Genomic DNA, 24,729 nt, shown 5'->3' on the forward strand with positions numbered 1-24,729 from the left:
CATGCCAGCCATTACCCGAATCGGCACCACCCAGCGTTGGTCTGACGTGGTCATTCACAACGGCACCCTCTACGTGGTGGAAGTGCCAGCCACCGATACCGCCGATATTCACCAGCAGACCCGTGAAGTGCTGGAAAGCCTGCAGCGCCTGCTGGAAGCCAACGGCTCCGGCGTCGACAAGATCCTGATGGCCAACATCTATCTCAAGGACATTGCGGACATCGCGGCCTTCAACGAGCAGTGGGATGCCTGGATCCCGGCTGGCACCGCGCCGGTCCGCGCCTGCGTGCAGGCCCGCCTGGCCCACGAAGGCTACAAGGTCGAAGTGCAGCTCACCGCAGCTGTCTAAGCAAAACGGGATGCCTGGCTCCCCTGATGCCGACACAGCCCCGGTCAGAGCCTGCGTACAAGCCCGCCTGGCCCACGAAGGCTACAAGGTGGAAGTGCAGCTGACCGCGGCAGTCTAAGAGGCGGTTACCCCCTCATCCCCACCCCTTCTCCCACAAGGGGAGAAGGGAGCAAAGAACAAGGTGCCATTGCCCGCAACGCCGGATAGCAAAAGGCCCCGCCATCGCTGGCGGGGCCTTTTTCATGGCTGCGAACCGGACTGCTTAGGCGGTCGGGGTCAGGGTGATGGTCACCCGACGGTTCTGGGCCTTGCCTTCGGCGGTGCTGTTGGTGGCTACCGGCTGATCCGGGCCCACGCCGCTGGTGGAGATACGGCTGCCGGTCACACCCTGGCCGATCAACTGGGCGGCGACGGCATCGGCGCGCTGGGCGGAGAGCTTCATGTTCAGCTCGCGGGAGCCGGTGCTGTCGGTGTGACCGACCACGTTCAGGCGGGTCTTGTCGAACTCACCGACCACCATGGCCACGCCGGACAGGGTGTTGGCACCGGCCGCTTTCAGCTGGGCGCTGGAGCTGTCGAAGGTGACGTTGTTCGGCATGTTGAGGATCAGCTGGTCACCGTTGCGGGTCACGCTGACACCGGTGCCCTGCAGCTTCTCGCGCAGCTTGGCTTCCTGCACGTCCATGTAGTAGCCGATACCGCCACCCAGGGCGGCGCCGGCGGCCACGCCGGTCAGGATCCCTTTCTTGCGGTCACCCTTGCTGGAAGAGAGCGCGCCCACGGCAGCGCCAGTGGCCGCGCCAGCCAGCGCGCCCCAGGCGCCCTTGGAGGTCTGGGATTCCCCAGTGTAGGGGTTGGTGGTACAGCCGGTCAGGGCTACGAGCAGGGCAACGGCGGGAACAAGTGTCTTGAAATGCATGAAAAACCTCTAAAAAAACCGACTCAAATCCAAAGAGGGCGCATTCTACCCCAGAGCTGTGCCAAGGTGTGACGCTGTCGATGCAGATCCCCCATCTGCCACGCATGGCTGCCGCTCGGGCAGAGGAATGCACCCCGAACCTCGCTGACGTTTCACGGTCAGCGCGAACAACACATAGGCCCACGCCCCCCAGATGCGGGTTGCCGACCCGGTGACATTACCGCCAGAGTGGGGCTCCCCCACAACGGAGCCAGCCCATGTCTTCACTCGCCCATTCCGCCCTGCTCATCATCGACATGCAGGTCGGCCTGCTGCATGGCCCGGAGGCGCCCCATGCCGGCCCACAGCTACTGGCCAACATCAACCGGCTTGCCGATGCCGCCCATAGTGCCGGCATCCCCGTACTGGCGGTACGCCACACGGGCCCGACCGGCAGTCCCATCGCTGCGGGCAGCCCCCTCTGGCAACTGGTGCCCGAGCTGGCCGTGACCGCTGCCGACCTTGTGTTCGACAAACAGCGACCAAGTGCCTTTCACGGCACAGCCCTCGATAGTTGGCTGAAGCAGCGCGGGGTACAAACCCTGCTCGTCACCGGCATGAAGACCCAGTACTGCATAGATACCACCTGCCGGGCGGCAGCGGATCTCGGTTATTCCGTGGTACTGGTCAGCGATGCCCACACCTGCATGGATACCCAGACACTTGCCGCAACCCAGATCATCGCTCACCACAACACCACCCTGGCCGGCCCCTTCGTCCAGCTGATGAGCAGCGACGAGGTGTGCGAGGCGCTGACTCACCCCCTTCAGCCCGGATAATTCTGGGCTCAAGATGCAAGAGGGAGGCATCAGCCTCCCTTCTCTTTTGCCTTGCGCCCAGTTTATTGGCGCGCAGGGGCCTGCTGGCACTCGGCGTGACAGGGGCAGGTCACCAGATGATCGTTCACCATCCCCACCGCCTGCATGAAGGCGTAGCAGATGGTGCTGCCGACGAAGGTGAAGCCGCGTTTCTTGAGCGCCTTGGACATGGCATCCGACTCCGCTGAGGTCGCCGGAATGTCGCCGTTGCCCTGCCGCTGGTTGACGATGGGGGCGCCGCCCACGAAGCCCCACAGATAATCGACAAAGTCGACGCCTTCGGCCTCCAGCGCCAGATAGGCGCGGGCGTTTTTGATGATCGACTGCACCTTGAGCCGGTTGCGGATGATGCCGGTATCCTGCATCAGCCGTTCCACATCCTGCTCGTCGAACTGCACGATGCGCACCGGATCAAAATCCGCATAGGCGCGATGGTAGCTCTCGGTGCGCTTCAAGATGGTGATCCACGACAGCCCCGCCTGCTGGCCGTCGAGGCAGAGCTTGGCAAACAGCTCGCGGGCGTCATACACCGGCCTTCCCCACTGTTTGTCATGGTATTCAATGTATTCCGGGTCCTTGGTCACCCATGCGCAACGCAACTCCATTCCCTCTCTCCTGTCATTTCATCCAATCCCCGGGGTCGATGGCAACCCGGGCGCGGGAGTGCCGACAACCCCTCCCGCCCAGGCCCGGCGCAGCGCCATCACATTAATCCGCTGTAATTTCGCCTATTATCCGACCATGCCAGACGGTATACTCCTTCGGTTCACATTCAGCAAATCTTGCTCTGATTTCATTTCGCGCGAAAAAAATTATGCAAAAATTCGATGTCAAAACCTTTCAGGGCCTGATCCTGCAGCTGCAGGACTATTGGTCCCGCCAGGGCTGTACCATCATTCAGCCGCTGGATATGGAAGTGGGTGCCGGTACTTCTCACCCCATGACCTGCCTGCGCGCCCTGGGCCCCGAGCCCATCGCCTGCGCCTACGTGCAACCGTCCCGCCGTCCGACTGACGGCCGCTACGGTGAAAACCCGAACCGCCTGCAGCACTACTACCAGTTCCAGGTGATCATCAAGCCTTCCCCCGACAACATTCAGGAACTCTATCTGGGCTCCCTGAAAGAGCTGGGCATGGATCCCGAGATCCACGACATCCGCTTCGTGGAAGACAACTGGGAAAACCCGACCTTAGGGGCCTGGGGTCTGGGTTGGGAAGTGTGGCTGAACGGCATGGAAGTGACCCAGTTCACCTACTTCCAGCAGGTTGGCGGCCTCGAGTGCAAGCCGGTCACCGGCGAGATCACCTACGGTCTCGAGCGTCTGGCCATGTACATTCAGGGCGTCGACAGCGTCTACGATCTGGTCTGGTCTGACGGCCCGCTGGGCAAGACCACCTACGGCGACGTGTTCCACCAGAACGAAGTGGAGCAATCCACCTACAACTTCGAACACGCCGATGTGGAGTTCCTGTTCCACTGCTTCGAGCAGTACGAGAAGGAAGCCCAGAATCTGCTGGCACTGGAAAAACCGCTGCCGCTGCCTGCCTACGAGCGCATCCTCAAAGCCGCTCACTCCTTCAACCTGCTGGATGCCCGCAAGGCCATCTCGGTCACCGAGCGTCAGCGCTACATCCTGCGCATTCGCACCCTGACCAAGGCCGTGGCCGAGGCATACTACGCCTCCCGCGAAGCGCTGGGCTTCCCGATGTGCCAACGCGGCAGCAACGAGAACAAGCAAGGTTAAGGAACGGACATGGCACAACATACATTTCTGGTAGAGATCGGTACTGCTGAGCTGCCGCCCAAAGCCCTGCGCTCCCTGGCCGAAGCCTTTGCCGACAACTTCAAAGCCGAACTGACCAAGGCCGATCTGGCCTTCGGCGACGTCGAGTGGTTTGCCTCACCGCGCCGCCTGGCGCTGAAGGTGCACGAGCTGGCCGGCGAACAGCCGAGCAAGAGCGTCGAGAAACGCGGCCCGGCCGTGGCGCAGGCGTTCGATGCCGACGGCAAGCCGACCAAGGCTGCCGAAGGCTGGGCCCGTGGCAACGGCATCACCGTTGAGCAGGCCGAGCGTCTGGTCACCGACAAGGGCGAGTGGCTGGTTCACACCGCCAAGGTCGAAGGCCGTCCGGCCAAAGATCTGCTGGGCGAACTGGTTGCCTCTGCACTGGCCAAACTGCCGATCCCAAAGATGATGCGCTGGGGCGACAAGACCATCCAGTTCGTGCGTCCGGTCTTCACCGTGACCCTGCTGCTGGATGGCGAGCTGGTGCCCGCCCACATTCTGGGTATCGACTCTGCCCGCACCCTGCGCGGTCACCGCTTTATGGGCGAGAGCGAGTTCACTATCGACAACGCCAGCCAGTACCCGCAGATCCTGCAGGAGCGCGGCATGGTGATTGCCGACTTCATGGCGCGCAAGGCCAAGATCAAGGCTGACGCCGAAGCGGCCGCTGCCGCCTTCGGTGGCGTGGCCGATCTGGACGACGCCCTGCTGGAAGAAGTCACCGCCCTGGTCGAGTGGCCGGTGGTGCTGACCGCCAACTTCGAAGAGAAGTTCCTGGCCGTGCCGGCTGAAGCGCTGGTTCACACCATGAAGGGTGACCAGAAGTACTTCCCGGTCTACGACAAGAACGGCAAGCTGCTGCCGAAGTTCATCTTCGTCACCAACATCGAGTCGAAAGACCCGAGCCAGATCATCAGCGGCAACGAGAAGGTGGTTCGCCCCCGTCTCTCTGACGCCGAGTTCTTCTTCAAGACCGACCTCAAGCAGACTCTGGCCTCCCGCCTGCCGCGCCTTGAAACCGTGCTGTTCCAGCAACAGCTGGGCACCGTCAAGGCCAAGGTCGAGCGCATCGAGACCGTCGCCGGCTTTATCGCCGAGCGTATCGGTGCCGACGTGGCTCAGGCCAAGCGTGCCGGTCTGCTCTCCAAGTGTGATCTGATGACCAACATGGTCGGCGAGTTCACCGACACCCAGGGTGTCATGGGGATGCACTACGCCCGTCACGATGGCGAAGACGAAGCGGTTGCCGTGGCCCTCAACGAGCAGTACATGCCGCGCTTTGCCGGTGATGCCCTGCCGTCCGGTCTGGTTGCCTGCGCCGTCGCGCTGGCCGACAAGTTCGACACCCTGGCCGGTATCTTCGGCATCGGCATGCTGCCGAAGGGTGACAAGGACCCGTTCGCCCTGCGTCGCGCCGCCATCGGTGCCCTGCGCATCATGACCGAGAAGCAGCTGGACTTGGATCTGGTTGAACTGGTGGAAGAAGCGGTACGCGTCTACGGCGACAAGCTGACCAACAAAACCGTCGTCACCGACGTGGTCGACTTTATGCTGGGTCGCTTCCGCGCCGCCTATCAGGACGAAGGCATCGGTGCCGACGTGGTGCTGGCCGTACTGGCCCGCCGCCCGACCCGTCCGCTCGACTTCGATCGTCGCGTCAAGGCCGTCAGCCACTTCCGCACGCTGGATGCCGCCCTGGCACTGGCTGCCGCCAACAAGCGCGTGAGCAACATTCTGGCCAAGGTCGAAGGCGAATTGCCGACTGCCGTCAAACCGGAACTGCTGGTCGATGCCGCCGAGAAGGCGCTGGCCACCCAGGTTGCAGCACTGCAAGCCGAACTGGCCCCTCTGTTCGCTGCCGGTGACTATCAGGCTGCCCTCACCCGTCTGGCCGCCCTGCGTGAACCGGTCGACACCTTCTTCAACGAGGTGATGGTGATGGCAGACGACGAGGCCCTCAAGGCCAACCGTCTGGCACTGCTGAACAACCTGCGCAACCTGTTCCTGCAAGTCGCGGATATCTCCCTGCTGCAGTGATCTTGGTTGGGTTTGTGATATTAAAGACGGCGCCGAAAGGCGCCGTTCTTGTTTTGAAATATTCAAGTATTGACTAGCTATATTGTCCCCAATTTCTTGGTACAAACCAATTTGGTGGCCATGTCACAAATTCGCTTGGACAAAAATTCTGGTTTAAAAATTCCATTTTTGAGACTTGATCTGGCAAAAGTGAGAGCACATGGTTCTTCTCATCACTTTCATAATCCCAAAGATGATAACGGTTGTCTTTATTGTGAGCTCGGCGACTAGGGCCGAAATCCATAGGAGCACATAAACGCACTAAGGGCCTACCATCCTCTTTAGAAAAGAAAGTTAGCCTTATTTTTGTTTTGGCATGAATTGCATCAATAAATTGAGCTTCTTGCATAACCCCTCCTTTAAATGACAGGAAACTCAATATAACCATCAACCTATAGTTTTTTCGTGTTGCAACTCACAAGTATCCATAAAGGGAGGATTATTACTCCATGAAGGCTGGGGTATTGAAAATCCGTAGGTTCGATTAGCCGTCAGGCGTAATCGGACGTTCGCGTAAATCAACTCTCCCGCCATAACGGCCAGCCGAATTTCCCCTCCGGCTGGCCGCCCCCGCTTCATGACAACAACCGCAACAAAAGCCTCTCGTTCGTCCGATTACGCTGCGCTAATCGAACCTACAACGGCTTTGCCAACGCAGCGACAATCTTTTCCACGCTCTGGGTGACCGACAGGATGGCGCTATCCAGTACCAGACGCTCACTGTCCCAGGGTTGATAGTCGCGATCGATCACCGCCTGCCAATCCGGCAATGCCAGCCCCTCGATATCCACCGTCCGGTTTTCGACCCGCTTGCGGTGCAGCTTCGGATTGGAGCAGATCACCTCAACATCGAGACAGGGCACCCCGACCGAGCGGGCGATCTCGTGGTAGGCATCCCGGGTGAGCTGGATGGGGTTAACGGAATCCGTGATGACGATCGAGCCAAGTGCCAGGTTCTCTCTGGCCAGCCCATAGGCGACGAAATAACCGGCCGGCCCCATCTCGTTATCCGCCTGCTCAGCGGCACGAATGGCCTGCTCTATGGTATCGATCCGCAGGTAGACGGCGCCCAGCCGCTGGGCCAAGGCCCGTGCTATGGTGCTTTTTCCGCTGCCCGGCAAACCACTGAAGATGATAAGCATGTTCCATTCCCGTGATAAAAGAAGAATCTGGGCCATAGGGTATCGGATTGCCATCGTGCCCGCAGCGTCTTGTTCAAGGCTCCACGGGATATGCCCGCCAGCGGGTTCTCTTGCTCGGCAGCCATCATCGAATACGCGCGAATATAAGCCTGCCGCTCTACCGATCATCCAAATTCATATGCAGGCTGGCTGATGGATAGCAATAACCAAAAAAGATATTTTTACGCCCCATTTCTTCTTGTTGTGACTCATCAATTAAGCTGTAGCTTTTACCAAGTCATACCTAAAAATAAATAATGCAGCATTAGAAATGCTTTGTTTTATATATCCAACCATCTTTCATATCACCGCGACAATGAAAAATAGTGACGCCCGCATTAAAAAATAAACCATTGAAAATCAAATCCTTATCATTTCGTAAAAATAGAATACCCAGACAATGCACTTGCAAAACAATATATAAAATCAATATCAGATTTATCATAATTAAATAGACATGGCCTTTTCCACCTCTCCATTTTAATTTCCGCCATTCACCTAAAACACACAAATGGAGATGTGTAGAATGATTATGAAAAAGAAGTTTATTGTGTTGGCCGCCTTGTCCACCCTGATGTTATCTACCAGTGCCTTGGCCACTTACCGGGTCGACGTGCAATGTCTTGATCGGGTCATGTTGACGGCCTTGTTGCTCAAATCGGGGAACTATCTGTCATCTCGGTGATCTGATCCTGTAGCGCAGTCTCCGAGAGCATCAGATGGGCAAGTCCAAGCACAAGATCAGCAACTGGCAGCAGTACAACCAAGCCTTGGTGCAACGCGGTTCGTTGACCATCTGGATGGACGAACAAGCCATTAAGCAGTGGCATTGCCTGGTCCACCATGGCCGCCGAGGGAGAGGTTTCCACTACAGTGACACCGCCATTGAGACGGCCCTGATGCTAAAAGGCTTGTTCAAGTTGCCGCTGCGGGCGCTAGAAGGCTTCATTAACTCGTTGTTCCAACTGATGGCGGTGCCTTTGCAGTCGCCGGACTATAGCTGTATCAGCAAGCGCGCCAAGACCGTCGACATCAAGTACCGCCTCCCCAGCCAAGGCCCGGTGGCTCACTTGGTCATTGATGCCACCGGCCTCAAGGTCTATGGCGAAGGCGAATGGAAAATTCGCAAACACGGCAAGGAGAAGCGACGAGTGTGGCGCAAGCTCCACTTGGCGGTGGATGCCACAACCCATGCGGTCATCGCTGCCGAAGTCAGCCTGGAGACGGTGGCGGATAACGAGGTGTTACCGACGTTGCTCAACCCCTTACGACGCAAGATAAAACAGGTCAGCGCCGATGGTGCGTATGACACCAAGGCCTGTCATGCGCTACTGAAGAAGAAGGGGGCGAAAGCCACCATACCGCCGAGAAAAAATGCGGCACCGTGGGAGGAAGACCATCCCCGCAACGAGGCGGTGACGGCGCTCAAGGCCGGTGAACTGAAGCAATGGAAGAAAGACTCCGGCTATCACCAGCGCTCGATAGCCGAGACCGCCATGTACCGGTTCAAGCAACTCATCGGGCCAACGCTGAGCCTGCGGAACTACAACGCCCAGGTGGGCGAAATCCTGGCTGGCGTGAAGGTGATGAACAAGCTGATAGGGCTTGGTATGCCTGTTCGCCAGCCAGTGAATTGAGTGGTATCAACGGGTTGGGGAACGGCCATCCAGCGACGGATTTGATCAACAACGCCCATGTTGACCGATGTGCATGCTGGTTATATCAAATCGGCCAGTGGCGGCCCCGACGCGGGCAATGCGGTGGTGATTTCATGGGAAAAGAATTATGAGCAGGGCAGCACGAGCTTCCATGTCTTCAAGAACCTGAATGATTACCCCGGCAGGGGCATGTTCGAGATGGCCCTGCTGGCGCTGGAACGCGGCCTGCCGGTCAGTGCCTGGGGCAATGACTCCCAATGCTCCGGTGGGATTCATCAGTTGAAGATTACCCGCAGCTTCAACCCCTAATCCTGCCCGCGCACTGATTCGTGCGATAAAGGGAGTGAACACCAAGCCGGGCCAGGCAGCTGCGCCCGGCTTTAACAACCCGCGCGACCGTCGCTTGCCTTGCACTGCAACATGCGAAGCAGCGTCGCCACGTATCTCACCTGTTCATGTCAACTCGGCCGGGACGATACCTCTGAGCCGGATAGGCAGCCCGCCGATTTGGGCATATCTTGTCGAGGCGGCTCTGCCAGGGTGACAGGGCCCCTTCACGAGGTAAAAAGATGAAACGAGCAATCCTGGCCGCCCTGCTGGCCGTCACCATGGCCGCCGGTGCGCAGGCCGCCGACAAGGTCACCACTGTCCCGGTGCAGTTTGCCAAGGGGGCCCACAGCGCCCAGCTCAAGGGCAGCTTTACCGGCTATGACACCATCCATTACACGCTGGTGGCCAAAGCGGGCCAGACCATGACGGTCAAGATCGGCGGCAGCAGCAACGCCAACTTCAATGTCTTCGCCCCCGGCGCCCAACCCGGCCAGGCCGAGGCGCTGGGCAGCAACGATGGCGATGGTCAGTGGCAAGGCGCCCTGCCCGCCTCCGGCAAGTACCTGATCCAGGTCTATCAGATGCGTGCCTCCGCCCGCCGTGGCGAGCAGGTGCCCCACACCCTGGCGGTCAGTATCCAGTAAACCCCGCCCACAGGATGCCCGTGCAACCACCGTCATGCCCCCATTCCGGGGTGGGCATGACGGTGGCCTGCTGGTAGGGTGGTGTCATCAATTAATCAACGACCGAGACAGCCATGCAACGCAAAACCCTGGCCCTGCTGCTGGCCAGCCATCTGCTGGTGGGCGCCGCCGGCTTTGCGGCCGGCATCTATGCCCTGCCGATCCTGATCGCCCCACCCGCCCCCGCCAACGAGCAGGTTGCCGCCCGGCAGGCTCAGGCCAGCTTTCACGGCACCTTTCGTCGGGATCTGCAAGACAGCGACCGGCTGCACTGGGGCGAAGGGCAGGTCAGCATCGGGCCCGATGCCATCAGCCTGATGGGCAAGCTGGCACCGGGCCCCGACTACCAGCTCTACCTGTCGCCCACCTTCGTCGAGACCGAGGCCGATTTTGCCCGCCTGAAGGAGAAGATGGTGAAAATCGGACCGGTGAAGACCTTCGACAACTTTATCGTCCCCCTCCCTGCCAATGTGAACCCGGCCGACTACGACAGCGTGATCATCTGGTGCGAGACCTTCGGCCAGTTCATCACCGCCGCCCGCTACCGGCAGTAGCACCACAGGTGACCGTCAGTGCTGCATCATAAAAAACGGCGCCATCAGGCGCCGTTTTTTGTCGCAGTCTGCCGGGGCAGGCCGGGGGGGTCAGCCGGTGTAGACGGGCAGCATGCCCGCCATGTTGAGCAGGTGGAACGCCGCGGTCAGTACCCCGAACAGGAAGACGCCGGCGATCATCGGCATGCCGCCCGGCGCCCGGAAGCCATCCTGTTTGTCACCTTGCTTGCCCTTGCCGGCGCGCACCTTCCAGGCCAGCAGGGCCGGGATGATGCAGGTCCACAGGGTAGCCACGGCGCCCGCGTAACCGATGGCCATCAGGAAGCCGAACGGGAACAGCAGGGAGAGCAGCAGCGGCGGCAGGAAGGTGGCCGCCCACGACTTGGCGCGGCCGCCACGGCCGTTGTCGAACTTGAACAGATCCGCCAGATAGTCGAACACCCCCAGCCCCACCCCGATGAAGGAGGAGAGGATGGCAGCCATGGAGAAGAGGTTGAGGGCGCTGGCGACCGCCTCGGATTCGATCACCGAGGCCAGCGCCTTGAGCAGCACGTCGACGTTGCCGCCCTGGGCCACCACGGGGCCGAACTCGCTGCGCGGCAGGTTGCCGAACACGCTCACCAGCCAGATGAGGTAGAACAGCAGCGCGATGGCGGTGCCGCCGAGGATGGCGTAACGGGCGCGGCGCTCCTCACCGTAGTAGGCGCGCATGGACGACACCGAGTGGTGATAACCAAACGAGGTGAGCGCCACCGGCAGCATGGCCAGCGCATAGGGGGCATAGCTGGCGTGCTCGCTCAGGGTATCGAACAGCAGGGTCGGCTTGATGTTGAGCGACAGGCCCGAGATGCCGAACACGAAGCTCAGCCCCATGGCGATGACCAGCACTACTGAGATGCGATCCACCGCCCGGGTGGAGTGCCACACCAGGCCGGAGAAGCCAAGGGTAAACAGGACCGAGCCCCACTGGCTGCCAATGCCGGTCATGCCGTCGATGATGAGGCCGGCCGAGGTGATGTAGGCGTAGAGCAGGATGCCGCCGACGAAATAGACGGTGAGGTTGTTGAGGGCGTTGAGCTTCTCCCCCAGCAGTTCGCGGGTGACGGTATCGAACGACACGCGCAGCGGATAGCCCTGATAAGACTCCAGCAGCATCCAGCCGGAGAGCGTCATCACGATCATGGTCAGGGTGATGGCCAGCACCGACCAGATGGTCCAGGCGCCCGCCCCCGCACTCGGCAAGCCCAGCATGCCGGCCCCTACACAGACGCCGGCAATGATGCATGCCCCGCCCACCAACGATGGTTTCTGTCCCATTTACTTCTCCAAAGACGATTGTGGATCTGATCGCGACCGCGGACCGTTGCATTTGCTACGCCGGTTGTCATGGTAGATCGCGCTCATCTAGGTGCCGGCGCCCGGCGCTAGCTGCTTCGCAAGGGAAGCAAGGTGCGCTCAAGGCGGGCTGCCGGCCCGACACGGCAGCAGGGCCGCATGTCGGGGAAGGGACTTTACCCTGCTACCCCTCAGGTATCAAATGCGGGTGCATGTTCAGGCTGCCCAACGGGCCCTTCGCAGACAGCCTGCAACTGGCTCCTTGTGACTCAATGAGTGAGTTGCGGCAATAGTTGCAGCAGGTGGGCGCGATCTGCCAGCGGCGTCTGGCTGACCCAGATCCCCAGCAGGCCGTAAGCGAGCAGCGGCAGCACCAGCAGCAACAGGCAGAGCAGCCCCAGCAGCTGGCGAGGCGCGAGCCGGCGCCCCTGCGTGCCCAAGTGCAGCGCATCGGCCCGCTTGGGGCAGGCGGCCACGCAGCTCAGGCAGCTGGTGCACTCGAGACTGCGCACCGCGATGAGCTGGTGCACCTGGATGCGCGACGGGCAGGCCCGGCTGCACTTGTCGCAGTCGTGACCCGCACTGCGCAGGCAGCGGGCCGGGTCACGGCGAATGCGCAGTGGGGTCAGCAGGCCGAGCAGGGCCAGCCAGGCGCCATAGGGACAAAGGTAGCGGCAGAAGCCCTGGCGGAAGGTGGCGGTGAGCAGCAGCACCCAGCCAAGGCACAGACCCGAGATCAGGGTCAGGTTGAAGAAGAAGGCTCCCATCTTCATGTCCGCCGCCTGATGGTAGGGGCTGGTGAAGTAGCCGGGCAGGGCGGCGCCTGGCACCGCGATCAACACGATAAACAACAGGAACGCGAGCACCAGAAACTTCTGGCCGCGCAACACGGCATCGAGCCAGCGCGGCGGCGTCCACTCCCCCGTTATCCATCGGCTGCGCAGGCCGTGCAGCCACTCACCCACCAGCCCGAGCGGGCAGAACCAGGCGCAGAACGCCCGCCCCAGCAGCAGAGCCGACAGCGAGAGCACCAGTACAGTCACGGTGGCCGCCGGATGGTGCGGATCCACCAGCCCCTGTCCGAGCCAGGCCCGCAGCCCGAGCCCGCCGGCGATGGGCAGGAAGCCGTCCACCACGTCAGGGCGCACCAGCCAGGGGCTCATCCCCTGCCCCAGCTGCCAGACATGCAAGCCGTACTGCAGCGTCACCAGCCCCCAGCAGAGCAACAGCAGCTGGCGTGTGCGCGCCCGCAACCACTGGCTGTCGAGCGCCTCGAGGGCGGGCAGCGGCCGCCACTGGTGCCAGAGAGCAAGCGCACCGGCCACCAGCCCCACGCCGAGCCAGAGCAGGCTGTCCGCCGCCAGCAACCAGAGCATGAGCAGCAGGCCGAGGGCAAGACGCCACTGCCAGCCCGATCGCGCCTGCCAGCCCGATCGCGCCTGCCACGCCAGCAGCACCAGATAGGCCAGGCCGGCGGCCATGGTCACGGCTTCGATCACGCTCATGTTTCCCTCACTGCCTCATCCACCACTGGCGGCAAGGATAACGGACATCTGAATTGATTATTTTGATCTGCATGGGTAGAGGGGGACATTTGCGCCCACCCCCCCTCCCCATGGTTACACCTTATGCCTTGCGGCTGTTGAACAGCGGCTGGTCGGATTCGGCCTGCTCGGCCCAGAAGTGGATGTTGAAGCGGGCATCCTCCGACAGCTCGACCCTGTGCCAGTACTGGGGCGGGCTGGTGGCAAACTCCCCGGCCCGGATCACCAGGCTCACCTCGGGCTCCTCGGCCTGTTCGTCGGCAAAGCCGTGATAGGTGACGGTCCCCTCCATCACGCAGAGCTGGCCGAACACCCCGGCCGCGGTGTTGTGGTGGGTGAGCAGGGCCGGGGGCACATTCTGGCGGGTGAAGAAGGGGGTGGAGCGGCGTACTACCCAGTGAGACGGAATCCGTTGCATGGCCATATCGGTTCTCCTCAGATGGCCGGGTCGACCCGGCCGGTGCAATGAAAGGGGTTAACGGGGCAGCTGACGCAGCAGCGGGAAGGCGGCGCTCATCTGGTCGCCCCCCACCACGAAGCCGCACAGCTCGCCGGCTTCATCGCGCGCCTCGGCCACCATGCCGTGGCTGTTCCAGCGACACTGCCAGGCGAGATCCTCGCCCTTGGTGCGGCCGGCCAGTTGCAGCGGGTAGCGCGGCGTCTTCACCTTCACCAGCATGGGCGGCAAGGTCAGCGGGGTCGGCGTGCCGAGCAGGGTGTGCGCCAGCGCATTGGCGCCCAGCACTATGGGTTGCAGGAAGGGGAGCAACTGGCCCTGCCACTGCACGCAGTCCCCCAACGCGAAGATATGGGGGTCGCTGGTCTGCAGCCGATCGTCGACCAGGATACCGCGCTCCACGGCCAGCCCGGCCCCGCGGGCCAGGGCCAGATTCGGCCGCAGGCCGATCGCGGCGATCACCAGATCCTGCTCGCTGGTACGGCCATCGGTCAGGGTCACCCGCCAGCCATCGCCCGGCTGGGCATCTATCCTGGCGAGACCTGTCCCGCACTGCAGGCTGACCCCCTGGCTGCGCAGCGCCTGTTGCAGCGGCTGGGTCAGAGTGGCGGGCAGCAGGGCGCTGAGCGGGCTATCGGCCAGATCCAGCAGGGTGACCTCGCGGCCATCGCTCGCCATGTCCATCGCCAGCTCGCAGCCGATGAGGCCGGCCCCCAGCACCAGGATGCGGCGGGCCTGCTGGATTGCCCCCTCGGCGGCGGCATACTCCTGCTGGCTGTTGAGGGTGACCAGATGCTCGCTGCCCGGCAGCTCGGGGCGTACCGCGCTGGCACCGGTGGCCAGCACCAGCCGGCCATAGGGGAAGCTGCCCTGCTCGGTCAGCACCAACCGCCGGGCAGGGTCGATGCCAAGTACCGGGCAGTGGGGCAGCAGCGCGATGCGCTGCTGCTCGGCAAAGTCGCTGCCGCTCTGACGGGTCATGGCCGCGGCGGCGCAGCCCCGGCTCACCACGTGGCTCAAGTCCGGCTTGTTGTACTCGTCGCCGCTGTCGGCGGTGATGAGGCGGATGGGCTGCTCGGCGTCCAGCTTGCGCAGGCTCTTGACCAGCTGCTGGGCGGCGAAGCCGCTGCCGATCACCACAATCTCGTCGCGCTGGGGGATGGTACTCATACGCAGGCCTCCACGGCGCAGGGTTCGAATACCTCCTTGCCGATGCCGCAACCCGGGCAGAGGAAGCTGTCAGGTACCTGGGCCCAGGGGGTGCCCGGCGCCACCAGCTGATCCGGCTCCCCCTGGGCCGGGTCATAGACCCACTGGCAGACGGTGCAGAGCATGGCCTGGTCGTCGTCCCATTCGGCGGTGGCCGCTGCGGCTTTCAACTCAACAGCAGGCATCGCGGGGACGGGTGTCACGGCTGTCTGAGTGGCGGTGATCGGACGGGGCGCCTCCAGCGGATGCAGTGCCCACTGACGGGCGAGCTGACGGCCGTGCTCGCGGCATTCGGCCAGCGCCGAGCCATCCGGGCGCCACTTGGCCTTGAGGGAGATGCTGATGTCAAAACCCGCATCCATCAGCCGGGTCTGGATCCGGTCCACCGCGCCGCCGGTCCAGCCGTAGCTGCCGAAGGCCGAGGCGCGCTTGTTGCGAAAACGCAGGCCGGTGATCTCCTCGAGCATGCCCGCCACCTTGGGCATCATGACGTTGTTCATGGTGGAGGAGCCCACCAGAATGCCCTTGGAGCGGAACACCTGGGTCAGGATCTCGTTCTTGTCGTGGCGGGCCACGTTGTAGATCTTCACCGCCACGCCCGGGTCCACCTCGTGGATGCCCTGGGCGATGGCGTCGGCCATCATGCGGGTATTGTTGGACATGGAGTCGTAGAAGAGGGTGATGCGATCTTCTTGGTAGTGGTCGGCCCACTCCAGGTATTTCAGGATGATCTGGGTGGGGTCCTCACGCCAGACGATGCCATGGGAGGTGGCCACCATGCTCACCGGCAGGTTGAAACCGAGCACTTCCTTGATCTTGGCGGTCACCAGCGGGCTGAAGGGGGTGAGAATGTTGGCGTAGTAGCGCTGGCACTGCTCCATCAGCTCGGTCTGATCTACCTCGTCGTTGAACAGGTGCTCGTCGCAGTAGTGCTGGCCGAAGGCGTCGTTGGAGAACAGCACCGCGTCCTCGGTCATATAGGTCATCATGCTGTCGGGCCAGTGCAGCATGGGGGTCTCGATGAATACCAGCTGCTTGCCGTTGCCGATGTCCAGGCTGTCGCCGGTCTTGACCGGGTGGAAGTTCCACTCCGGGTGGTGATGATGGCCGGTGATGGAGTCGATGGCGTTGTGGGTGCAGTAGATGGGGGTGCCGGGGATGCGGGCCATCAGCTCGGTCAGGGCGCCGGCGTGATCCTCCTCGGCGTGGTTGATCACCACATAGTCGATGGCAGCGAGATCGATCTCCGCCGCCAGGTTCTGCACGAACTCACGGCTGAACTTGTGATCGACGGTATCGATCAGCACATTCTTCCCTTCGCGGATGAGATAGCTGTTGTAGCTGGTGCCCTTGTGGGTCTTGTACTCGGTACCGTGGAAGTCGCGTACCTCCCAGTCCCGTTGGCCGACCCAGTGGATGTTGTTCTTGACGTGAATGCTCATCAGGCAGTTCCTCGAATGCAATAGTGTATGTTCGACTGAACCAGCTATTGCAGCGGACGTGCCAACATATAACTCATTGTTTTTATTGGTAACAAAAACCAGTGATTGTCATTTAGACAGTCACCACTTATAGTCAAAATCACAAACACACTGTCATTTGGACAATCATCGTGATCTCGACCGACAGCCTGGCGCGCATCGCCCTCGACCTGCAACTCGGCATCTCCCATCAGGACCGCTTCCACCGCCTGATCCAGAGCGTGCGCAGCCTGCTGAACTCGGATGCCTCGGCCCTGCTGCGCTACGAGGGGGGCCAGTTCATCCCGCTGGCCATCGACGGCCTGATGCAGGACGTGCTGGGGCGCCGCTTCGCCCTCAAGGATCACCCGCGCATGGAGGCCATCGCCCGCGCCGGCGACGTGGTGCGCTTCCCCGCCGACAGCAGCCTGCCCGACCCCTATGACGGCCTGCTGCCGGATCACGATGACTTCAAGGTGCACGCCTGCGTCGGCCTGCCGCTGTTCTCGGATCAGGCGCTGATCGGTGCGCTGACCATAGACGGCATGAATCCGACCCAGTTCGACGCCATCAGCGACGAGGAGCTGCGGCTGGTGGGCGCCCTGGCCGCCGCCGCCCTGAGCAACGCACTGCTGCTGGAGCGGCTCGCCCGCCAGAGCAGCGAGCCGCTGGTCCCCGGCACCCGGCCCGGGCCGGAGCAGCCGGAGATGATCGGCCAGTCCCCCGCCATGGCCCGGCTGCGCCACGAGATCGAGGTAGTCGCCAGCTCGGAGCTGAACGTGCTGATCCTGGGGGAGACCGGGGTCGGCAAGGAGCTGATCGCCAAGGCGGTGCATCGCGGTTCCCAGCGCGCCAAAGCCCCGCTGGTCTACCTCAACTGCGCCGCCCTGCCCGAATCCGTGGCCGAAAGCGAGCTGTTCGGCCACGTGAAGGGGGCCTTCACCGGCGCCATCCACAACCGGGCGGGCAAGTTCGAGCTGGCGGATCAGGGCACCCTGTTCCTCGACGAGATCGGCGAGCTCTCTCTGCCGCTGCAGGCCAAGCTGCTGCGAGTGCTGCAATACGGCGATCTGCAGCGGATCGGCGACGATACCCCGCTCAAGGTGAACGTGCGCATCTTGGCGGCCACCAACCGGGATCTGAAGCAGGCGGTGGTCGAAGGGCAGTTCCGGGCCGACCTCTACCACCGGCTGAGCGTGTTCCCGATCCACGCCCCGGCGCTGCGCGAGCGCCCCGGCGACATTCCCCTGCTGGCCGGTTACTTTTGCGAACGCTGCCGGCTCAGCCTGGGGCTGGAGCGGCTGCGCATCCAGCCGCAGGCGCTGCAACTGCTCGAGCGCCACGACTGGCCCGGCAACGTGCGGGAACTCGAGCACGCCATCCACCGCGCCGCCGTGCTGGCGCGGGCCGAACAGGGCAGCCAGGCCCCGACTCTCGCCAGCCATCACTTCAACCTGGCGGCCGGCCCCCTGCCCCCCTCCACCAGCCCCGCCATGGCGCCAATGACCACCCCCTTGCCCGGCGGCCTTGGCCTGCGGGCCGCCACCGACGCCTTCCAGCTTGCGCTGATCGAGCAGACCCTGGCCGCCCATGACGGCAATTGGGCCGCTACCGCCCGCGCACTGGAGCTCGACAGCGGCAACCTGCACCGGCTCGCCAAGCGGCTCGGCCTCAAGGCCTGAGGCGTCCATTCAGGGCCCATCAAACAAAAACCCCCTCGCTGGCGAGGGGGTTTGCATATGCAGCAAGATGGGGGGCAGGCTAGCCGCGGGCGCGGCGCAGGTGGTAGTCGACGTGATAGTCGTTGGCATTGCGGAACATGATGGAGTAGTTGAGAAACTCGCCGTTCTCACCGTATGAGAGCGAGGTGAGCCGCAGGATGGGCGCCCCCTGCTCGATATGCAACAGCGCGGCCATGCGCCGGTCGGCCAGCACGGCGCTGAAGCTCTCGTAGTTGCCGGCGATGGGGAGCTGGCACTCGTTCTCGATGTAGGCGAACTTGGATCCCTCCAGATGGGCCACCGAGAGGGTGCGAAACAGCCGCACCGGCATGTAGCTCTCCTCCACCAGCAGGGCCCGGCCGTCCACCGAGCGCACCCGGTTGGAGAAGTAGACCGGCTCGTTCACCTTGATCCTGAGCTGGCTGGCGATGGCGGGCGGGGCCGGCATGGTGCGAAACTCCAGCACCTCGCTGGTCAGGCTGCGGCCCTGTTCACGCATCAGCTCGGTGAAACCGCTCAGCCCCTTGGTCTCGTGCTGCACGTCCTTCTTGGTCACGTAGGTGCCGCTGCCGTGGCGCCGCTCCACCAGCCCCCACTCGATCAGCATGTCCACCGCCTTGCGCACCGTCATCCGCGATACCCCGAACTGACTCGCCAGGGTTTTCTCGCTCGGCAGGACATCCCCCACCCGGCAATCTGCCCCGTTGACCCGGATACGCAACCGATCCGCCACCGATTTATAGATCACTGCTAGACCTCTCTTTACCCAGCCGGGGTGGCGACCCATTTGCTCGCCTTTATTTCAACTAGCTGAAAATAAACAATTTTAAATTCAAATAACCCGATAAAAACGTCACAAAAACAAGACGTACAACAATATCGCAAAATTTAGATCTCTTTGTCTAAATAAGTGCATGCGTCGGATCACATAACCACCACATATTTCATGAGGGCCTGATCGCTTGTTGTTAGGTTCAATTCAGCAATACGACAACAGCAGTCAGACAATTCTCTAATAAAAAGGGACGCTATATGCTCAGTCAAATTCAACGTTTTGGCGGGGCAATGTTTACGCCTGTATTACTGTTTCCATTCGCAGGTATGGTGGTAGGCATTGCAATCATGCTGAAAAATCCCATGTTCGTGGGAGAGACACTGGCAAATCCTCAGGGACTGTTTTTTCAAATAGTCCATATTATTGAAGAGGGTGGCTGGACGGTATTTCGAAATATGCCGCTGATATTTGCCATCGGCCTGCCGATCGGGCTGGCAAACAAGGCTCAGGCCCGCGCCTGCCTCTCCGTGCTGGTCAGCTTCATGACCTGGAACTACTTCATCAATGCCATGGGGATGACCTGGGGCGACTATTTCGGGGTCGACTTCAACCAGGCGGTGGGTGGTGAGAGCGGGCTGGCCATGGTGGCCGGCATCAAGACCCTGGACACCAGCATCATAGGTGCCATCGCCATCTCCGGCATCGTCACCGCCCTGCACAACCGGTTGTTCGACCGACAGCTGCCGGTCTTTCTCGGCATCTTCCAGGGCAGTTCGTTCGTCACCATCGTCGCCTTCTTCGTGATGATCCCCTGCGCCTGGCTGACCCTGCTGGGCTGGCCCAAGGTACAGATGGGCATCGCCTCCCTGCAGGAGTTCATGCTGGTCTCCGGCCCGCTCGGCGTCTGGGTTTACACCTTCCTCGAGCGGATCCTGATCCCGACCGGCCTGCACCACTTCATCTACGGCCCCTTCATCTTCGGCCCGGCCGCGGTGGAAGGTGGCATCCAGCTCTACTGGGCCCAGCACATGCTGGAGTTCAGCCAGAGCACCCGGCCGCTGATCGAGCTGTTCCCCCAGGGCGGCTTCGCCCTGCACGGCAACTCCAAGATCTTCGGGGCCATGGGGATTGCGCTCGCCATCTACGCCACCGCCGCCAGAGAGAACAAGGCCAAGGTGGCCGGCCTGCTGATCCCGGCCACCCTGACCGCCATGCTGGTGGGGATCACCGAGCCGCTCGAGTTCACCTTCCTCTTCATCTCGCCCCTGCTGTTCGCCATCCATGCCCTGCTGGCGGCCACCATGGCGACCGTGATGTACCTATTCGGGGTCGTCGGCAACATGGGCGGGGGTCTGCTCGACCAGTTCCTGCCGCAGAACTGGATCCCCATGTTCCACAATCACGCCGGCATGATGTTTACCCAGATTGCCATCGGCCTGACCTTTACCGGGATCTGGTTCCTGATATTCCGCACGCTCATTCTGAAATTCAATTTGAAAACCCCAGGGCGGGATGAAAGCGAAATAAAACTGTATTCCAAGGCTGATTATCAGGCCGCCAAAAAACAGCGTGGCCATGATATTGCCGGCCATATTCTGGCGGCGCTCGGTGGCGCGGAAAATATCAACAGCCTGAACAACTGCGCCACCCGGCTGCGCATATCGCTGCGTGATGCGAGCCTGGCAGCACCGGATGATGCTTTCAAACAATTGGGTGCCCACGGCGTGGTCCGCCACGGTGACAGCATCCAGATCATTATCGGTCTGCATGTGCCCCAGCTAAGGGAAAACATGGAGAGCCTGATGAACAACCCCTCCTCCTCTTCTTTCGTAACGGAGTCATGATCATGAAAAAATTCTCTGTCGTCATTGCCGGCGGTGGCAGCACCTTTACCCCGGGCATCGTTCTCATGCTGCTGGAGAACCAGCACCGCTTCCCGCTGCGGGAGATCAAGTTCTACGACAACGATGGCGCCCGCCAGGAGGTGATCGCCGAAGCCTGCCGCGTCCTGCTGCGGGAGCAGGCCCCGGACATAGCCTTCAGCTATGGCACCGACCCCAAGGCGGCCTTCAGCGGGGTGGACTTCGTGATGGCCCATATCCGGGTCGGCAAGTACCCCATGCGCGAGCTGGACGAGAAGATCCCGCTGCGTCATGGCGTGGTCGGCCAGGAGACCTGCGGCCCGGGCGGCATCGCCTACGGCATGCGCTCCATCGGCGGCGTGCTGGAGCTGGTCGATTACATGGAGCAGTACTCGCCGGATGCCTGGATGCTGAACTACTCCAACCCGGCCGCCATCGTGGCCGAGGCGACCCGTCGCCTGCGCCCCCACGCCAGGATCCTCAACATCTGCGACATGCCCATCGGCATCGAGGGACGAATGGCCCAGATCGCCGGCCTGCCGTCACGCAAGGAGATGCGGGTACGCTACTACGGCCTCAACCACTTCGGCTGGTGGACCCGCATCGAGGATCTGGCGGGCAATGACCTGATGCCGGCCATCAAGGCCCATGTGGCCAAACACGGCTATGTGCCCAAGCAGGCCGGCCACGCCGAGGCCAGCTGGAACGACACCTTCGCCAAGGCCAAGGACGTGTGGGCCCTTGATCCGGACACCCTGCCCAACACCTATCTGAAGTACTATCTCTACCCGGACTATGTGGTGGCCCACTCCAATCCGGAGCACACCCGCGCCAACGAGGTGATGGAGCACCGCGAGAAACACGTGTTCAGCGCCTGCCGCGCCATCGTGGCGGCCGGCAACGCCGCGGCCGGCGAGCTGGAGATCGACGAGCACGCCTCCTACATAGTGGATCTGGCCACCGCCATCGCCTTCAACACCCAGGAGCGGATGCTGCTGATCGTGCCGAACCGGGGCGCCATCCCCAACTTCGACCCGGAGGCCATGGTCGAGATCCCCTGCCTGGTGGGCAGCAGCGGCCCCGAGCCGCTGCAGGTGGGCAACATCCCGCTGTTCCAGCAGGGCATGATGGGTCAACAGGTGGCCGTCGAGAAGCTGGTGGTGGAGGCGTGGATCGAGCGTTCCTATCAGAAGCTGTGGCAGGCGATCACCCTCTCCAAGACGGTGCCGAGCGCCTCGGTGGCCAAAACCATCCTGGACGACCTGATCGCCGCCAACAAGGAGTACTGGCCGCCACTGCAATAAACGCAGGCCAAACAAAAACCCCCTCGCTGGCGAGGGGGTTTTCTTGTTGATGGCTCTGCCGTGGCGCGATCAGCGCAGGGACTTGACCGAGCGGCGGACGATCAGCTCCGGCTGGACCGTCATCGACTCGACTTCCAGCTCCTTGTTGCGGATCCGGCTCACCAGCTGCTGCACCGCCAACAGGCCGAGCTCGGCCTTGGGGTGGCGGATGGTGGTCAGCGGCGGGCTGGAGAAGCGCGCCATCTCCACGTCGTCATAACCGATCATGGAGATGTCGTCCGGCACCTTGACCCCGGCTTCCCAGGCGGCGCAGATGGCGCCGATCGCCATGGGATCGTCGAAGGCAAACACCGCGGTCGGCCGCGGCTTGAGCGCCAGGATCCGCTGCATGGCATCGAATCCGCTCTGGCTCTCGTAATCCCCTTCGAAGATCTGCTCGTCTTTCAGGGTCAGCCCCTGCTCGCCCAGGGCATCGCGCACCCCGTCCAGCCGCTGCTGGGTGGTCGGCTTGGCCAGCTGACCCGTGATGCAGACGATGTCGCGGTGACCCTGCTCCAGCAGGTGGCGCACCGCCAGGCGCGCACCGATGCGGGCGTTGTCGTTGATGACGTTGGCAAAGTCACACTCGGTACCCCAGTCCAGCACCACTTGCGGCACGTTCTTGTGGATGCGCAGCATGTCGCGCAGCGGGGTATCGATGTCGGTTCCCAACACCAGCAGACCGTCGACCCGCTTCTCCATCAGCATGCGCAGGTAGTGCTGCTGACGGGGCGGCTGGTTCTCGGTATTGCAGAGGATCAGGCTGTAGCCCTGCTCGAAGCAATACGCCTCCACCCCTTGCACCACTTCCGCAAAGAAGGGGTTGGCACTGGTGGTCACCAGCATGCCGATGGTCTTGGTCGAGTTTATCTTGAGGCTGCGCGCTACCGAGTTGGGCGCGTAGTTGAGTTCTGCCACCGCCTCAAGCACTTTTTGGGTTGCGTCTTCGCTGACCCGACGGGTGTGATTGAGTACATGTGAGACGGTGGAGATGGATACGCCTGCGCGGGAGGCGACATCCTTGATAGTGGCCATCTCTGTCTCCTGAAGATCAAAGGCGGAACATTAGCAGATTTCCCGAATAAAGGCTTGGTTTTAACGAGCACTGCCAATGAATTGTCAATGCTGGCTAATCTAGGCGCTCCTTTCTATTTGCGCAAACGGATTTTGGTCAAAATGGGAGCAGTGTCAGGGTAAAATATCGTCAGTTTTTTCATCTATCATTTATCGAAAGCACATCTTGTTGAGAAGATGTTAATCGACACCTTCAGCATCAATATCTAAATCAGATTTCAATATTGGTTATTTGTTTCAAAAAAGCACTATTCCACCCTCTCTGGTTAGTATCTTTAACAGCTTGTTATTGCCCAGCGAGGAATGATAGAACCATACCTATTGCCGGACTGGCGGGATCACGGTTCGGAATGGCACACGGAAAATGAAACAATCCACTGATTAAGGGACGAATCGATGAATAAGTTGAGCAAAATGGCAGTCAGGACAGCGGTTTCTATGGCCCTGTTCGGATCGGTATCACTGGTCCACGCGGCGGACACCATCAAGATTGGCATCGCCGGTCCGGTCACTGGCCCGGTCGCCCAGTACGGCGACATGCAGTTCACCGGCGGCAAGATGGCGGTCGAGCAGATCAACAAGGCCGGTGGCATCAAGGGCAAGCAGATCGAAGCCGTCATCTATGACGACGCCTGCGATCCCAAGCAGGCCGTGGCGGTCGCCAACAAGGTGATCAACGACGGCGTCAAGTTCGTGGTCGGCCACCTTTGCTCCGACAACACCCTGCCCGCTTCCGACATCTATGAAGATGAAGGCGTGCTGATGGTCACCCCGGCCTCCACCAACCCCAAGATCACCGAGCGCGGCTATCAGCTGGTGCTGCGTACCATCGGCCTGGACAGCGACCAGGGTCCGACCGCCGCCAAGTACATCATCGAGCAGGTCAAGCCCAAGCGTGTGGCTGTCATCCACGACAAGAAACAATACGGCGAAGGCATCGCCTCCAGCGTGAAAGCGGCGCTGGACAAGGCCGGCGTCAAGGTGGTGGCGTTTGAAGGCATCACCGCCGGCGACAAGGACTTCTCCGCCCTGATCGCCAAGCTGCAGAAAGAGAACGTCGACTTCGTCTACTACGGCGGCTATCACCCCGAGCTGGGTCTGATCCTGCGTCAGGCTGGCGAGAAGGGCCTCAAGGCCAAGTTCATGGGTCCGGAAGGGGTCGGCAACAAGGACATCTCCGCCATCGGCGGTCCGGCCTCCGAAGGCCTGCTGGTGACCCTGCCGAACAAATATGACCTGGTGCCGGCCAACGCCCCGCTGGTGGCCGCGTTCAAGGCCAAGGGTCAGGACTCCTCCGGTCCGTTCGTGTGGACCACCTATGCCGCGGTGCAAACCCTGGCTGCCGGTATCGCCAAGGCGGGTGAGGATGACCCGGCTGCCGTAGCCGCCGCCATCAAGGCCGCACCGATCGATACCGTCATGGGCACCCTGAGCTGGGCTCCGAGTGGCGACCTGAAAGGCTTTGAATTCGGTGTATTCCAGTGGCACGCCGACGGTACCTCCACTCAAGTCAAATAATCTGCCGGTCGGGGTGACATGAGTCACCCCTCCTTTCT

At 61.7% G+C, this 24,729-nt stretch carries 23 protein-coding genes and 1 pseudogene; 13 read left to right on the top strand and 11 right to left on the bottom strand.

Going from position 1 to position 24,729, the window contains the following annotated elements; genetic code table 11:
- Position 1: 1 nt before the first annotated feature.
- Together ACPW75_RS19985 and ACPW75_RS19990 are read left to right on the top strand one after the other, a co-directional pair.
- Complete coding sequence (locus tag ACPW75_RS19985; RefSeq protein ID WP_016348988.1) at positions 2–349, top strand: RidA family protein; 348 nt, start codon at positions 2–4, stop codon at positions 347–349.
- A gap of 10 nt (positions 350–359) precedes the next feature.
- Positions 360–467: an endoribonuclease L-PSP gene (locus ACPW75_RS19990; protein ID WP_010672406.1), complete on the top strand. Its 108-nt coding sequence runs from the start codon at positions 360–362 to the stop codon at positions 465–467.
- A gap of 144 nt (positions 468–611) precedes the next feature.
- On the opposite strand, the gene ACPW75_RS19995 is transcribed toward ACPW75_RS19990, so the two are convergent.
- Positions 612–1,268 carry an OmpA family lipoprotein gene (locus ACPW75_RS19995; RefSeq protein ID WP_011704158.1) on the bottom strand — a complete coding sequence of 219 codons (657 nt, stop codon included), beginning with the start codon at positions 1,266–1,268 and terminating at the stop codon, positions 612–614.
- Between the two features lie 257 nt (positions 1,269–1,525).
- Here ACPW75_RS19995 and ACPW75_RS20000 point away from each other — a divergent pair, with 257 nt between their 5' ends.
- Positions 1,526–2,086, top strand: coding sequence for a cysteine hydrolase family protein (locus tag ACPW75_RS20000; RefSeq protein ID WP_029302619.1), 561 nt, complete (start codon positions 1,526–1,528; stop codon positions 2,084–2,086).
- A gap of 62 nt (positions 2,087–2,148) precedes the next feature.
- Here ACPW75_RS20000 and ACPW75_RS20005 read toward each other — a convergent pair whose 3' ends face one another.
- Positions 2,149–2,730, bottom strand: a complete 582-nt coding sequence (locus tag ACPW75_RS20005) for a DNA-3-methyladenine glycosylase I (protein WP_077097540.1) — start codon at positions 2,728–2,730, stop codon at positions 2,149–2,151.
- 209 nt (positions 2,731–2,939) lie between these two features.
- Between ACPW75_RS20005 and glyQ the strand changes: the two genes are divergently transcribed.
- The gene (glyQ, locus tag ACPW75_RS20010; protein WP_010672400.1) at positions 2,940–3,869 is read left to right on the top strand and encodes a glycine--tRNA ligase subunit alpha; all 930 of its coding nucleotides are present in this window, start codon (positions 2,940–2,942) and stop codon (positions 3,867–3,869) included.
- A gap of 9 nt (positions 3,870–3,878) precedes the next feature.
- Entirely contained in the window at positions 3,879–5,948 is a 2,070-nt protein-coding gene (glyS, locus tag ACPW75_RS20015) for a glycine--tRNA ligase subunit beta (RefSeq protein WP_077097542.1), read from the top strand.
- Positions 5,949–6,021: 73 nt separating this feature from the next.
- Here the strand turns inward: glyS and ACPW75_RS20020 are convergent, their stop codons facing one another.
- Entirely contained in the window at positions 6,022–6,336 is a 315-nt protein-coding gene (locus ACPW75_RS20020; protein WP_077097544.1) for a hypothetical protein, read from the bottom strand.
- A 286-nt stretch (positions 6,337–6,622) separates the two neighbouring features.
- Complete coding sequence (locus ACPW75_RS20025; protein WP_077097546.1) at positions 6,623–7,129, bottom strand: AAA family ATPase; 507 nt, start codon at positions 7,127–7,129, stop codon at positions 6,623–6,625.
- A 758-nt stretch (positions 7,130–7,887) separates the two neighbouring features.
- Here ACPW75_RS20025 and ACPW75_RS20030 point away from each other — a divergent pair.
- The 4 genes and pseudogenes from ACPW75_RS20030 to ACPW75_RS20045 all read left to right on the top strand — a co-directional run bounded on the left by ACPW75_RS20030 (position 7,888) and on the right by ACPW75_RS20045 (position 10,393).
- A complete protein-coding gene (locus ACPW75_RS20030; protein ID WP_024946304.1) occupies positions 7,888–8,805 on the top strand; it encodes an IS5 family transposase in 918 nt (305 codons plus the stop codon).
- 57 nt (positions 8,806–8,862) lie between these two features.
- Positions 8,863–9,135, top strand: a pseudogene (locus ACPW75_RS20035) (hypothetical protein); the annotation flags it as partial.
- A 260-nt stretch (positions 9,136–9,395) separates the two neighbouring features.
- The gene (locus ACPW75_RS20040) at positions 9,396–9,800 is read left to right on the top strand and encodes a hypothetical protein (protein WP_010635548.1); all 405 of its coding nucleotides are present in this window, start codon (positions 9,396–9,398) and stop codon (positions 9,798–9,800) included.
- A gap of 113 nt (positions 9,801–9,913) precedes the next feature.
- A complete protein-coding gene (locus ACPW75_RS20045; protein WP_049045714.1) occupies positions 9,914–10,393 on the top strand; it encodes a DM13 domain-containing protein in 480 nt (159 codons plus the stop codon).
- Positions 10,394–10,483: 90 nt separating this feature from the next.
- Here ACPW75_RS20045 and ACPW75_RS20050 read toward each other — a convergent pair whose 3' ends face one another.
- The 5 genes from ACPW75_RS20050 to norV form a co-directional block, all read right to left on the bottom strand.
- Positions 10,484–11,710 (bottom strand): aromatic amino acid transporter, encoded by a 1,227-nt coding sequence (locus ACPW75_RS20050; protein ID WP_043126334.1) that lies wholly within the window; start codon positions 11,708–11,710, stop codon positions 10,484–10,486.
- 287 nt (positions 11,711–11,997) lie between these two features.
- The gene (locus ACPW75_RS20055) at positions 11,998–13,233 is read right to left on the bottom strand and encodes a 4Fe-4S binding protein (RefSeq protein ID WP_077098221.1); all 1,236 of its coding nucleotides are present in this window, start codon (positions 13,231–13,233) and stop codon (positions 11,998–12,000) included.
- A gap of 121 nt (positions 13,234–13,354) precedes the next feature.
- The gene (locus ACPW75_RS20060) at positions 13,355–13,696 is read right to left on the bottom strand and encodes a DUF1971 domain-containing protein (protein WP_077098219.1); all 342 of its coding nucleotides are present in this window, start codon (positions 13,694–13,696) and stop codon (positions 13,355–13,357) included.
- A gap of 51 nt (positions 13,697–13,747) precedes the next feature.
- The gene (norW, locus tag ACPW75_RS20065; protein WP_077098218.1) at positions 13,748–14,899 is read right to left on the bottom strand and encodes an NADH:flavorubredoxin reductase NorW; all 1,152 of its coding nucleotides are present in this window, start codon (positions 14,897–14,899) and stop codon (positions 13,748–13,750) included.
- Positions 14,896–16,380 carry an anaerobic nitric oxide reductase flavorubredoxin gene (gene norV / locus ACPW75_RS20070; RefSeq protein WP_077098216.1) on the bottom strand — a complete coding sequence of 495 codons (1,485 nt, stop codon included), beginning with the start codon at positions 16,378–16,380 and terminating at the stop codon, positions 14,896–14,898. Before norV ends, norW begins: the two co-directional genes overlap by 4 nt.
- A 170-nt stretch (positions 16,381–16,550) precedes the next feature.
- Between norV and norR the strand changes: the two genes are divergently transcribed.
- On the top strand, positions 16,551–18,080 hold the full coding sequence (gene norR / locus ACPW75_RS20075; protein WP_252411315.1) for a nitric oxide reductase transcriptional regulator NorR: 1,530 nt from the start codon (positions 16,551–16,553) through the stop codon (positions 18,078–18,080).
- A 79-nt stretch (positions 18,081–18,159) separates the two neighbouring features.
- Here norR and ACPW75_RS20080 read toward each other — a convergent pair whose 3' ends face one another.
- Positions 18,160–18,867 (bottom strand): GntR family transcriptional regulator, encoded by a 708-nt coding sequence (locus ACPW75_RS20080; protein ID WP_077096681.1) that lies wholly within the window; start codon positions 18,865–18,867, stop codon positions 18,160–18,162.
- A 284-nt stretch (positions 18,868–19,151) separates the two neighbouring features.
- On the opposite strand from ACPW75_RS20080, the gene ACPW75_RS20085 reads away from it, so the two are divergent.
- Positions 19,152–20,738 carry an alpha-glucoside-specific PTS transporter subunit IIBC gene (locus tag ACPW75_RS20085; protein ID WP_049045702.1) on the top strand — a complete coding sequence of 529 codons (1,587 nt, stop codon included), beginning with the start codon at positions 19,152–19,154 and terminating at the stop codon, positions 20,736–20,738.
- 2 nt (positions 20,739–20,740) lie between these two features.
- Positions 20,741–22,060, top strand: coding sequence for a 6-phospho-alpha-glucosidase (locus ACPW75_RS20090; protein ID WP_077096683.1), 1,320 nt, complete (start codon positions 20,741–20,743; stop codon positions 22,058–22,060).
- A gap of 69 nt (positions 22,061–22,129) precedes the next feature.
- Here ACPW75_RS20090 and ACPW75_RS20095 read toward each other — a convergent pair whose 3' ends face one another.
- Positions 22,130–23,134, bottom strand: a complete 1,005-nt coding sequence (locus tag ACPW75_RS20095; protein ID WP_011704143.1) for a substrate-binding domain-containing protein — start codon at positions 23,132–23,134, stop codon at positions 22,130–22,132.
- Positions 23,135–23,569: 435 nt separating this feature from the next.
- On the opposite strand from ACPW75_RS20095, the gene ACPW75_RS20100 reads away from it, so the two are divergent.
- Positions 23,570–24,691, top strand: coding sequence for a branched-chain amino acid ABC transporter substrate-binding protein (locus tag ACPW75_RS20100; protein WP_016348967.1), 1,122 nt, complete (start codon positions 23,570–23,572; stop codon positions 24,689–24,691).
- Positions 24,692–24,729: the final 38 nt, after the last annotated feature.

It is taken from the genome of Aeromonas sp. FL131 (genome assembly GCF_049860615.1).
Lineage (GTDB): Bacteria > Pseudomonadota > Gammaproteobacteria > Enterobacterales > Aeromonadaceae > Aeromonas > Aeromonas hydrophila.